Here is an 11942-nt window from a genome sequence, read left to right on the forward strand (position 1 = left end):
GGCGAGGATCTGCGCGGGCGCCACTTCGCGGTCTGGGGCCTGGCGTTCAAGCCGAATACCGACGACATGCGCGAGGCGCCGAGCCGCCGCCTGATCGCCGACCTGGTGTCGCGCGGCGCGACGGTGTCGGCCTACGACCCGGTCGCCACCGACGAAGCGCGCCGCGTGTTCGCGCTCGATCTGGCGCAGTCGCCCGAGCTGCTCGCGCGCATCACCTTCGCGCCGAGCCAGGACGACACGCTCGCGGGCGCCGATGCGCTCGTGATCGTGACTGAATGGACGGCCTTCAAGGCGCCCGATTTCGAGGCGCTGAAGGCGGAACTGAAGGCGCCGCGCATCTTCGACGGACGCAATCTTTATGAGCCGGACGCCATGGCGGAACACGGCTTTGACTACTACTCGATTGGGCGGCCCCATGTCAAACGCGCAAGCGAAGCAACCTCAGCAACCTGACCACGCGGCGCTCGCGCCCGACGTCCAGGTCGTGCCGCGCGAGCAGTTCGGCCAGGCGCGCGTGCTGGTGGTGGGCGACGTGATGCTCGACCGTTACTGGTTCGGCGACGTCAACCGCATCTCGCCGGAAGCGCCGGTGCCGGTCGTGCACGTGCAGCGCCAGGAAGACCGCCTCGGCGGCGCGGCCAACGTGGCGCGCAACGCGGCGGCGCTCGGTGCGCAGGCGGGGCTGCTGTGCGTGGTCGGCCATGACGAGCCGGGCGAGCGCATCGTCGAGCTGCTTGGCGAAAGCCATGTGCACGCGCATCTCGAACGCGATCCCGCGCTGCCGACCACCATCAAGCTGCGGGTGCTCTCGCGCCAGCAACAACTGCTGCGCGTGGATTTCGAGAACACGCCCGCGCACGAGGCGCTGCTCGCGGGTCTCGCGCGCTTCGACGCGCTGCTGCCCACGCACGACGTAATCCTCATGTCGGATTACGCGAAGGGCGGCCTCACCCACGTCACGCAGATGATTTCGAAGGCGCGCGCGGCGGGCAAGGCGGTGCTGGTCGATCCGAAGGGCGACGACTGGGAACGCTATCGCGGCGCGAGCGTCATCACGCCGAATCGCGCGGAGCTGCGCGAAGTGGTGGGCACCTGGAAGTCCGAAGAGGATCTGCTCGCCCGCGTGACGAAGCTGCGCCAGGATCTGCAACTCGACGCCTTGCTGCTCACGCGTTCGGAAGAGGGTATGACGCTCTTTTCCGGGGCCGGCGTGCTGCATGCGCCGGCTGTCGCGCGCGAAGTGTATGATGTCTCGGGCGCTGGCGACACGGTTATCGCAACCGTCGCGGTCGCGCTGGGCGCCGGTCTTTCGCTACAGGAAGGCGTCGCGCTCGCCAACCGCGCGGCCGGCATCGTGGTCGGCAAGCTCGGCACCGCCACCGTCGATTACGACGAACTCTTTCAATGACGTTGCGCGCGTAGTCGCCCCATCGGGCACCCCAAGGCCGGGACTTCTGGAGAGTTCTCCCGGCCTCGCGTGAACCTCATCAACGCAGAAATACCATGACCATCATTGTGACCGGCGCGGCCGGCTTCATCGGCAGCAACATCGTCAAGGCGCTGAACGAACGCGGCGAAGACCGCATCATCGCCGTCGACAATCTCACGCGCGCCGACAAGTTCAAGAATCTGGTCGATTGCGAAATCGACGACTACCTCGACAAGACCGAATTCGTCGAGCGCTTCACGCGCGGCGACTTCGGCAACGTGCGCGCGGTGTTCCACGAAGGCGCCTGTTCGGACACGATGGAAACCGACGGCCGCTACATGATGGAGAACAACTTCCGCTTTAGCCGCGCGGTGCTGGACGCGTGCCTGGCGCAACGCGCGCAGTTCCTCTATGCGTCGTCGGCGGCGATCTATGGCGGCTCGACGCGCTTTGTCGAGGATCGCGAGGTGGAAGCGCCGCTGAACGTCTACGGCTATTCGAAGTTCCTGTTCGACCAGGTGATCCGCCGCGTGCTGCCCACGGCGCAAAGCCAGATCGCGGGCTTCCGTTATTTCAACGTGTACGGCCAGCGCGAGACGCACAAGGCGCGCATGGCGTCGGTGGCGTTCCACAACTTCAACCAGTTCCGCGCGGAAGGCCGCGTGAAGCTGTTCGGCGAATACAACGGTTACGCGCCGGGCGAGCAGACGCGTGACTTCGTGTCCGTGGAAGACGTGGTGAAGGTCAACCTGTTCTTCTTCGATCATCCCGAAAAGACCGGCATCTTCAATCTGGGCAGCGGCCGCGCGCAGCCTTTCAACGATATCGCCACGAGCGTCGTCAACACGCTGCGCGCCATCGACGGCAAGCCCGCGCTCACGCTCGAAGAGCAGGTCAAGGAAGGCCTGATCGAGTACATCGCGTTCCCGGATGCGCTGCGCGGCAAGTACCAGTGCTTCACGCAGGCCGACCTCACGAAGCTGCGCGCGGCGGGCTACGACGCGCCGTTCCTGACGGTTCAGGAAGGCGTCGATCGCTACGTGCGTTGGCTATCTGGCCAGGTGTAAGCGCAAGCGGTCTCTCCCTAAACTGGATTCTCCTCGCCGGCGATGGTCGCCGGCGTTGGCTATCAACGGAGATCCAGCATGATCAGGAAATTTCTCGCACTGGTGGCGCTGCTCGCCGCCTTCGGCCAGGCCTTTGGCGCCGTGGACGTGAACACGGCCAATGTGGACGCGCTGCGTGGCATCAAGGGCATCGGGCCCGCGCGCGCCAAGGCCATCCTCGACGAGCGCGGCGCACATGGACCGTTCAAGGACGCCTCCGATCTAGGCAAGCGCGTGAAGGGGCTCGGCGGCCATACCGTCGAACGTCTGCAGGCCGAAGGATTGTCGGTCGGCCCCGCTAACGGCAAGCCTGGCACGGCGACGCAGACGGCGGGCGCCGCAGCGGGGGCGAAGGGCGCGGCCACGGGCACTACGACGGTCGCGGTCAAGAAGTAGCGTTTTGTGCCCGATAGCCGCGCTGCGTGTTTTGCGTGGGGCGGCGGCAGTTTCCTTCAGGTGTCGCCACGGTGTCGCTCAACCACCGCTCAGGCGACGTTGGACCCGCGGTCCAGGCCGCGGGCTTTTTGCGTGTGCCTTGTTCCTATCCTCGACCCTCTTGCCACCATGGACTGTCGGGGCGCCCCTGCGCGGCCAGGCTGCGTAGTTTAGAATCGATAGATCATGTAATCGCGCCTGACTGCCATCCCCTATGCCATACAAGACCATTGAAGACACGATCGGCAATACGCCGCTCGTGCAACTCGTCCGTTTGCCGGACGACGACATCCGCGCCCGCAACAACATCGTGCTGGCCAAGCTCGAAGGCAATAACCCGGCAGGTTCGGTCAAGGATCGCCCGGCGCTCTCGATGATCCGTAAGGCGGAACAGCGCGGCCGCATCAAGCCGGGCGACACGCTGATCGAAGCCACGAGCGGCAATACCGGCATCGCGCTGGCGATGGCTGCGGCCATTCGCGGCTACAAGATGATTCTCATCATGCCGGAGGATCTGTCGGTCGAGCGTCGCCAGAGCATGGCCGCCTACGGCGCTGAAATCCTGCTCACACCCGTGAAGGGCGGCATGGAATACGCGCGCGATCTCGCCGAACAGATGCAGCGCGACGGCAAGGGCATCATCCTCGACCAGTTCGCCAACCCCGACAATCCGCTTGCGCATTACGAAGGCACCGGCCCGGAACTCTGGCGCGAAACCGAAGGCCGCATCACGCACTTCGTGTCGTCGATGGGCACGACGGGCACGATCATGGGCACGTCGCAGTATCTGAAAGAGCAGAACCCGGCGATCGAGATCGTCGGTGCGCAGCCGGAAGAGGGCTCGCGCATTCCCGGTATCCGCAAGTGGCCCGAGGCTTACCTGCCGAAGATCTTCGATCGCAGCCGTGTGGACCGCGTCGAGAACGTGAGCCAGGCCGCCGCCGAAGCGATGGCGCGCCGTCTGGCCGCCGTCGAGGGCATCTTCGCGGGCATTTCGTCAGGCGGCGCGTGCGAAGTCGCGATGCGTCTCGCGCGTCAGCTCGAAAACGCGACGATCGTGTTCATTGTCTGCGATCGCGGCGACCGTTATCTGTCGACGGGCGTGTTCCCGGCATAAACGGGTAAGCGTCGCCGTCAAACCGGCTCGCTCGAATGCAAACGGGCGGTCTGTCGTGTAAGACAGACCGCCCGTTTTCCGTGGCGCGAAGACTGATTACGCCTTATTGCGCCTGCTTCAATCGCTGCAATTGTTGCGGCGTCAGCGTCGTCGTACCGTTCGACGGCCCTGTGCCTACGTCATCGCTCGTATCCGCGCCCGCATCCGCCCCGGTATTGCTCCCCGGCTGCGTTGCCAGCATCTGCGCCTTCACTCGCATACCCAGTTGATACACCGACAGCGCATAGAAGAAGCTGCGGTTATAGCGCGTGAGCACGTAGAAGTCCTTCAGACCCAGCATGTACTCGGTCGGGCGGCCCGGCGTCGGCAGATCGATCACGGTGACCGGCGTGCCACCCTCGGCGGCGATATCCACGCCCGGTTCGTTGAGCACGAGGCCCGAGCGCAGCAGTTGCACGAGCGGCCAGCGCGGGTCCGGCTTGCCATCGGCGGCGGCCTGCGCGATGCCCTGGCTGCCCGGATCGTTCGCAACCTTCCACACCACGGGACGGCCCGTTTCCCAGCCGTTCTGCTTCAGATAGTTCGCGACGCTGCCGATCGCATCGGCCGTGCTCGCGCGCAGGTCGATATGGTGATCGCCTTCGTAATCGACGGCGTATTGCACGATGCTGCTCGGCAGGAATTGCGGAATGCCGATCGCGCCCGTGTACGAACCCAGCACCGAGGATGGATCGATCTGCGAATCGCGCGTCCACACCAGGTAGTCTTCCAGGTTCTTGCGGAACGTCGCCATCCGGTCGGCGCGGTTGGGCGTATCCGGATAATCGAACGCGAGCGTCGTGAGCGCGTCGAGCACGCGGAAGTTGCCCATGTAGCGGCCGTAGATCGTTTCCACGCCGATGATGCCGACGATCACCTCCGGCGGCACGCCGAATTCGTCGGCGGCGCGCTGCAGCGTGGCCTGGTTCGCGCGCCAGAACTTCACGCCCGCGTTGATGCGCACGGTGTCGAGAAAGCGCGCCTGATACGCGCGCCAGTTCTTCGTGCCCGGCGTGGGCGAGGGCGTGACCAGCTTCACCGCCGTCGTCGAATAGCTCGCGCTGGCGAAGAGCGCGTGCAGCGCATCGGCGTTGAAGTCGTAGCGCGCGACCATGTCGTTGATGAAGGCGTCGACGTTCGGGTTGTTCGCGTAGCGCTGCGGAACGATCTCCTCTTCGAACGTCTGGCCTTGCGAGGCAGCCTGAGGCGATTGTGGCTGCGCCTGGGCGAGCGTCGCGGGCTTGCGCTTCGTGGCGGACGTTGCCGAGGTCTGGGCGTGTGCGGCGCCGGTCCACAGCGCCGCCGCGGTGCAGAGCGCGAGGGCGAAAGACGAGATGCGCGGGTGGCCGGAAACAAACGGAGCGGACTTTTGCGCGGACTTGTGCGTCATGGGAGGCGAGCGGATCTGAACGGGAGGAAGTGATCCGGGGCAGTATACCCGAGCACTTCGCGCGCACTAGCCCCGGATGGGCTTGCCCGCGGACCCCGGCGGTGTGCGCTGCACGCCTTTGCCGCGCCTGCTGGCGCGAACGATGCAGTGGCCGTGTGGTAACGTGACGCTAGTCCGCGCTCGACCGCGGCCCGCGCGACTGTTGCGAATCCCTGCGCAGCACCCGACGAAAGACCTGATGGAGACCCGTGTTGCGCATCCGTGCGCCGTGCGGCCAGTACGACACATGACGACCGGTTTTTTTACGCATCCCGACTGTCTGCTGCATGAAATGGGCGAATGGCATCCCGAATGCCCGGCGCGCCTGCAGGCCATCGAAGACCAGCTCATCGCCAGCCGCATCGACACGCTGATCGAGCGCGACGACTCCGCGCCGCTCGCGGACGTTGCCGCGCTGCTGCGCGTGCACACCCAGGCGCATATCGACTACCTGCGCCAGCTCGCGCCGCAGGAAGGCTACGCCGCGATCGATCCCGATACCTCGATGAACCCGCACACGTGGCAGGCCGCCTTGCGCGCGGCGGGCGCCGCGGTCGCCGCCACCGACGCCGTGATCGCGGGCCGTTTCGAAAACGCCTTCTGCAGCGTGCGCCCGCCCGGCCATCACGCCGAACCCGCGCGCGCCATGGGCTTCTGCTTCTTCAATAACGTGGCCATCGCGGCGCGCCACGCGCTCGACGTGCATGGCCTGTCGCGCGTCGCGATCATCGACTTTGACGTGCATCACGGCAACGGCACCGAAGCCGCGTTCGCGGGCGATGCGCGCGTGCTCATGTGCAGCGTGTTCCAGCACCCGTTCTACCCGTTCTCGGGCGCCGACAATCAGGCGCCGAACATGGTCAACGTGCCGATGGCGGCGCGCACCAAAGGCATGGAAGTGCGCGAGGCCATCGACATCCTGTGGCTGCCGCGCCTGCATGAATTCAAGCCGGAGATGGTGTTCGTCTCGGCGGGTTTCGACGCGCACCGCGAGGACGATCTCGGCAACATGGGCCTTGTCGAGGACGATTACGCGTGGATCACCGAGCAGATCGTCGATATCGCCACGCGTTATTCGAAGGGGCGCATCGTGAGTTGCCTCGAAGGCGGCTATAACCTCTCGGCGCTCGGGCGCAGCGTGGTGGCGCATCTGCGCGCGTTGGCCGGCATCTGAAAACGCGCGCTCAGCAGCGTTGGTCGATCCAGTCGAGCATCGCTGCAATCACGCGCTCGCGATCGAGATCGTTGAGCGTTTCGTGGAAGCTGCCTTCATAGAGTGTGAGCGTGCGGTCGGGCGAACCCACCTGCGCGCCGAATGCGCGGCTGCCCTCGGGTTCCGTGAGCTTGTCCTCGGTGCCGTGCCAGACGAGCACCGGCAAGCGCAATTGCGCGCGGCCAGCCTCGATGCGTTTCATCGCTTCGAGCAACTCCGCGCCGGTGCGCGCGGGAATCGCGCCGTGATGCACGAGCGGATCGACGCGGTTCGCCTCGACTACGGCGGCGTCGCGCGCGAGCAGCGCGGCGTCGATCTTCATGGCCGGAAAGCGCGGCCAGATGGCGCTCATCACGCGGCTCGCGGAAATCATCCACTGCGGCACGTCGCGGCCAGGCGCGAGCGCGGCGCTCGACAGCAGCAGCCCTGCGAACTTCACGCCCGCGCGCGGCGCGCGCTCGATGGCGTAGAGCGCGGCGATCGCGCCGCCCATGCTGTGCCCCATCAGGAAGAGCGGCGTGTGGCGCTTCGCGGTTTGCGCAGCGGCATGCGCGATGAGCGCTTCCGCGTCATCGAGATAATCGTCGAAGCGATGAATGGTGGCGCGCCGGCCGCTCGCGCGCCCGTGGCCGCGCAGATCGATCGCATAGACATCGATACCCGCAGCGTTCAGCCGCGCCGCCAGTGCCGTATAGCGGCCCGCGTGCTCGGCGAGTCCATGGATCAGCGCGATAGCGGCGCGCGCGGGCATGTCGCGCGTGCGCCAGGCGTAGAGCGGCAGCTCTGTGCCGTCGCGGGCGCGCAGCGTGACGGTCTCGGCCGCGCCATATCCATTTTGTGCGCCATCGGCAACACGGTTCGGCACGGTGGCCGCCTGGTTTGTCTCCATATACGCCTCTTTTCCTGGATTTCCTGGATGGTGTCGTTATTGTCTGAAACGGGATCGGGCAGTCGGGGCAGGGTAGCGCCGTTTCGGCGCGGAGACACCCGCATTTCGCCGCACGACTCCTCTAATGAGCAGGAGTTATGAAATTATCGGAATTGATTATTAAAAGGAATTTTGCGAGCCAGGGTAAAATGCCGAGCTGATTCCAGTCCAGCAAACGGCGGCAGTCTGCCGGCGCGACGTGGCTTGTGCGGTTGAAAGATCGTTGCAAGATTCCAGCGGCGCGCGGCACACCCCGCCGTTTCGTTTTTTTCATGATCGAAATTCGAAATGTGTTCCAACGCTTTGCCGGTCCGCAAGGCGGCTGGGTCGAGGCGTTGCACAACGTCAACCTGACGATTCCGCAGGGCGAGGTGTTCGGCATCATCGGCCGCAGCGGCGCGGGCAAGAGTACGCTCGTGCGCACCCTCAATCTGCTCACGCGGCCCACCGAAGGCGACATCGTCGTCAACGGGCGCACGCTCACGTCGCTCTCCAGCGCGGACCTGCGCGCCGCGCGCCGCGAGATCGGCATGATCTTCCAGCACTTCAACCTGCTGTCGTCGCGCACGGTGTTCGAAAACGTCGCGCTGCCGCTCGAACTCGCGGGCATGAAGCGCGCGCAGATCGACGAGGCGGTGTTGCCGCTGCTCGATCTCGTGGGCCTGACGGCGCAGAAGGACCGCTATCCCTCGCAGATCAGCGGCGGCCAGAAGCAGCGCGTGGGCATTGCGCGCGCGCTCGCGAGCAAGCCGAAGGTGCTGCTTTCGGACGAAGCGACTTCGGCGCTCGACCCGGAAACGACGCGCGCGATTCTCGATCTGCTGCGCAAGATCAACCGCGAGCTGAACCTGACCATCGTGATGATCACGCACCAGATGGAAGTGATCAAACAGGTCTGCGACCGCGTGGCCGTGCTCGACGCGGGCCGTGTGGTGGAAACCGGCCCGGTGCTCGACGTGTTCCTGCAACCGCACCACGAAGTCACGCGCGCGCTGCTCGGCGACGTCATCGCCCAGGAATTGCCGCCTACGCTCAAGGCGCGCGTGGTCGAGCGTCTGGCGAAGGGCAACGCCCATCTGCTGCGTCTGGCCTTCAAGGGCTCGGGCGTCGATCAGCCGGTGCTGTCGGAGACGATCCGCCGCTTCGAACTCGATTTCAACATCCTGCATGGCCAGATCGACGAGATCCAGGGGCAGGCGTTCGGCTCGCTCGCGGTGCTCGCGGGCGGCGATGCGGTGAAGGTGGCGCAGGCGATGACGTGGCTGCGCGAGCAGGGTGTGGTGGTCGAGGAGCTGTCCCATGTGGAGTGAAATGTTCGATATGTTCGTCCAGTCGTTCTGGGAGACGCTCATCATGGTGGGCATTTCCGGACTGGTCGGCGCCGCTGTGGGCTTGCCGCTCGGCGTGCTGCTCTATCTGACGGACCGCAACGGCGTGCTGCAGAACGTCGCCGTCAATCGCGCCATGGGCGTGGTCGTCAACGCCGTGCGCTCGACGCCCTTCATCATCCTGCTGGTGGCCGTGATTCCGTTTACGCGTATCGTGGTGGGTTCGTCGATCGGCACGGCGGCCGCCATCGTGCCGCTGACGATTTCCGCCGCGCCGTTCATCGCGCGTCTGGTGGAAACGGCGCTGCGCGAAGTCGATCGCGGCCTGATCGAAGCCGCCCAGTCGATGGGCGCGACCACCAGCCAGATCGTCTTCAAGGTGCTGCTGCCCGAATCGCTGCCGGGCGTGGTGGCGGGCCTGACGATCACCTTTATCTCGCTGGTCGGCTATTCGGCGATGGCCGGTGCGATCGGCGGCGGCGGCCTGGGCGACCTGGGCATCCGTTACGGCTATCAGCGCTTCGAGCCTGAGGTCATGCTGCTCGTGGTCGTGGTGCTGATCGTGTTCGTGCAGATCGTGCAGTCGTTCGGCGACTGGCTGGTGCGCCGCCTCAGTCATAAATGAGCCATAAATAAGGCGATCGATCGTCCAAACCGACGAGGCTGGCCGGGCGTTTTTCGCTATGGATAAACACTAGAGAGACAAGGTCAGGCTTATGCAACGTCGTTTTGCGATCCGGATGGCTGCGGCATTCGGCGCTGTGGCACTCGCCGCACCGCTGCTCGCGCGTGCGGGCGAAACCATCAAGGTAGGCGTGACGGGCGGCCCGCACGAGCAGGTGATGGAAGTGGTGAAGCGCGTCGCGGCGAAGAACGGCCTCGACATCAGGATTGTCGAGTTTTCGGACTACGTGCAGCCGAATGCGGCGCTGGCGGGCGGCGATCTCGACGCCAACAGCTATCAGCACGAGCCGTATCTGGATGCGCAGGTGAAAGACCGTGGCTACAAGCTCGTGAAGCTCGCGGACACGGTCACCTTCCCGATGGGCATCTATTCGAAGAAGATCAAGACGCTGGCGGACCTGAAGCCGGGGGCACGGATTGCGGTGCCCAACGATCCGACCAACGGCGGTCGCGCGTTGCTGCTCCTGCAAAAGCAGGGCCTCATCAAGCTGCGCGCCGATGCGGGTTTGAAGGCCACGCCGATCGACATCGTGGATAACCCCAGGAAGCTCAAGATCATCGAACTGGACGCGGCGCAGATTCCGCGCTCGCTCGACGATGTGGACGCCGCCGCGATCAACACGAACTTCGCGATGCAGGCGGGTCTGAAGCCCCGGGAAGACGCGGTTGCGATCGAAGATCCGCACGGGCCGTACGTGAATATCCTTGCGATCCGCGCCGAAGACCGCAACAAGCCTTGGGCGGCGAAGCTGGCGGCGGCGTACCGTTCGCCGGAGGTCAAGCAGTACATCGAGCAGAAATTCGGCGGGGCGGTGATCGCTTCCTGGTAATCCTGGTGGGCGAGTCCAGCCGCGACGCGAATTAGATAGAGAATTCAGTCGGAGCCCGGGCTTGAGCCCGGGTTTTTTCCGACATAAAATCGCACGACCGTTCGCTATTGGCGACGAAGGTAGCTAGGCACGCAGCCAGGCCGAGAAAAAGGGGCGGCTGCAGAATCAAAGCAGGTCGTGCGGGAAAAATGCTGGCGGCGGATGCGCGCGGGAACGCTATCGCTATAATGTCCGCCAGGTTGACGTATTCGTAACTTCGGAGCATGTGAATGAAAGTCCTTGTGCCAGTCAAGCGCGTAGTCGATTACAACGTGAAGGTTCGTGTGAAGTCGGACGGCACGGGCGTCGACATCGCGAACGTGAAAATGTCGATGAACCCGTTCGACGAAATCGCCGTGGAAGAAGCGGTGCGTCTGAAGGAAGCGGGCGTGGCGACGGAAGTGATCGCTGTTTCCGCAGGGGTGACGCAGGCGCAGGAAACGCTGCGCACGGCGCTGGCGATCGGCGCGGACCGCGCGATCCTGATCGAGTCGAACGAAGGCCTTCAGCCGCTGGCTGTCGCCAAGCTGCTCAAGGCGCTGGTCGACAAGGAACAGCCTTCGCTGATCATCCTGGGCAAGCAGGCCATCGACGACGATTCGAACCAGACTGGCCAGATGCTCGCCGCGCTGGCGGATCTGCCGCAAGCGACCTTCGCTTCGAAGATCACGGTCGCCGACGGCAAGGCTACGGTCGCGCGTGAAGTCGATGGCGGTGCGGAAACGCTCTCGCTGACGCTGCCCGCAGTGGTCACGACGGATCTGCGCCTGAACGAGCCGCGCTACGTCACGCTGCCGAACATCATGAAGGCGAAGAAGAAGCCGCTGGAAACGATCAAGCCTGAAGACCTCGGTGTGGACGTCACGCCGCGCCTGAAGACGCTCAAGGTTGTCGAGCCGCCGAAGCGCTCGGCAGGCGTGAAGGTCGCCGACGTGAAGACGCTGGTCGAGAAGCTGAAGACCGAAGCCAAGGTGCTGTAAGGAGCGATGGAAAAATGACGAATCTGGTGAATCTGGTAATCGCTGAACACGACAATCAGTCGATCAAGGCCGCGACGCTGAACACGGTGGCAGCGGCGCTGAAGATTGGCGGCGACGTGCACGTGCTGGTCGCGGGTCACAACGCACAGGCTGCGGCTGATGCAGCGGCAAAGATCGCGGGCGTGTCGAAGGTGCTGCTGGCCGATGCGCCGCAACTCGCGCAAGGTCTGGCCGAGAACGTCGAAGCGACGGTTCTCGCGATTGCAAAGAACTACTCGCACATCCTCGCGCCGGCAACGGCATCGGGCAAGAACGTCACGCCGCGTATCGCCGCGAAGCTCGACGTCGCGCAGATCAGCGACATCACGGCTGTGGATTCGCCGGA

The 11942-nt window shown here is 64.9% G+C and carries 12 protein-coding genes and 1 pseudogene; 11 read left to right on the forward strand and 2 right to left on the reverse strand.

All coding sequences use genetic code 11. The features are described from left to right. The 5 genes from B0G62_RS30695 to cysM form a co-directional block, all read left to right on the forward strand. Nucleotides 1-453 (forward strand): UDP binding domain-containing protein (locus tag B0G62_RS30695; RefSeq protein WP_244193450.1); only part of this gene is annotated, 453 nt, incomplete at its 5' end. Further along, nucleotides 416-1408, forward strand: coding sequence for a D-glycero-beta-D-manno-heptose-7-phosphate kinase (gene rfaE1 / locus B0G62_RS30700; protein ID WP_103707931.1), 993 nt, complete (start codon nt 416-418; stop codon nt 1406-1408). The genes B0G62_RS30695 and rfaE1, both read left to right, overlap by 38 nt. Nucleotides 1409-1503: 95 nt before the next feature. Next, the gene (gene rfaD / locus B0G62_RS30705) at nt 1504-2496 is read left to right on the forward strand and encodes an ADP-glyceromanno-heptose 6-epimerase (protein WP_103707932.1); all 993 of its coding nucleotides are present in this window, start codon (nt 1504-1506) and stop codon (nt 2494-2496) included. A 78-nt stretch (nt 2497-2574) separates the two neighbouring features. Continuing rightward, nucleotides 2575-2931, forward strand: a complete 357-nt coding sequence (locus B0G62_RS30710) for a ComEA family DNA-binding protein (protein ID WP_103707933.1) — start codon at nt 2575-2577, stop codon at nt 2929-2931. Nucleotides 2932-3184: 253 nt separating this feature from the next. Further along, nucleotides 3185-4087: a cysteine synthase CysM gene (gene cysM, locus B0G62_RS30715; RefSeq protein ID WP_103707934.1), complete on the forward strand. Its 903-nt coding sequence runs from the start codon at nt 3185-3187 to the stop codon at nt 4085-4087. Nucleotides 4088-4190: 103 nt separating this feature from the next. Here cysM and mltB read toward each other — a convergent pair whose 3' ends face one another. Further along, nucleotides 4191-5516, reverse strand: a complete 1326-nt coding sequence (gene mltB, locus B0G62_RS30720; RefSeq protein WP_103707935.1) for a lytic murein transglycosylase B — start codon at nt 5514-5516, stop codon at nt 4191-4193. Between the two features lie 286 nt (nt 5517-5802). On the opposite strand from mltB, the gene B0G62_RS30725 reads away from it, so the two are divergent. Beyond that, nucleotides 5803-6729 carry a histone deacetylase family protein gene (locus B0G62_RS30725; protein WP_103707936.1) on the forward strand — a complete coding sequence of 309 codons (927 nt, stop codon included), beginning with the start codon at nt 5803-5805 and terminating at the stop codon, nt 6727-6729. Between the two features lie 10 nt (nt 6730-6739). On the opposite strand, the gene B0G62_RS30730 is transcribed toward B0G62_RS30725, so the two are convergent. Next, on the reverse strand, nt 6740-7573 hold the full coding sequence (locus B0G62_RS30730; RefSeq protein WP_407671270.1) for an alpha/beta hydrolase: 834 nt from the start codon (nt 7571-7573) through the stop codon (nt 6740-6742). A 395-nt stretch (nt 7574-7968) separates the two neighbouring features. Between B0G62_RS30730 and B0G62_RS30735 the strand changes: the two genes are divergently transcribed. From B0G62_RS30735 to B0G62_RS30760, 5 genes and pseudogenes are all read left to right on the forward strand, one after another. Then, nucleotides 7969-9006, forward strand: coding sequence for a methionine ABC transporter ATP-binding protein (locus B0G62_RS30735; protein WP_103707942.1), 1038 nt, complete (start codon nt 7969-7971; stop codon nt 9004-9006). Then, a complete protein-coding gene (locus B0G62_RS30740) occupies nt 8996-9649 on the forward strand; it encodes a methionine ABC transporter permease (RefSeq protein ID WP_103707937.1) in 654 nt (217 codons plus the stop codon). Before B0G62_RS30735 ends, B0G62_RS30740 begins: the two co-directional genes overlap by 11 nt. 91 nt (nt 9650-9740) lie before the next feature. Continuing rightward, nucleotides 9741-10538 carry a MetQ/NlpA family ABC transporter substrate-binding protein gene (locus B0G62_RS30745; RefSeq protein ID WP_103707938.1) on the forward strand — a complete coding sequence of 266 codons (798 nt, stop codon included), beginning with the start codon at nt 9741-9743 and terminating at the stop codon, nt 10536-10538. A 269-nt stretch (nt 10539-10807) separates the two neighbouring features. After that, the gene (locus B0G62_RS30755) at nt 10808-11557 is read left to right on the forward strand and encodes an electron transfer flavoprotein subunit beta/FixA family protein (protein WP_103707940.1); all 750 of its coding nucleotides are present in this window, start codon (nt 10808-10810) and stop codon (nt 11555-11557) included. A 23-nt stretch (nt 11558-11580) separates the two neighbouring features. Continuing rightward, nucleotides 11581-11942 (forward strand): annotated as a pseudogene (locus tag B0G62_RS30760) (electron transfer flavoprotein subunit alpha/FixB family protein); the annotation flags it as partial.

The organism is Paraburkholderia eburnea (assembly GCF_002917095.1).
In the GTDB taxonomy this organism is placed as follows: Bacteria; Pseudomonadota; Gammaproteobacteria; order Burkholderiales; family Burkholderiaceae; genus Paraburkholderia; species Paraburkholderia eburnea.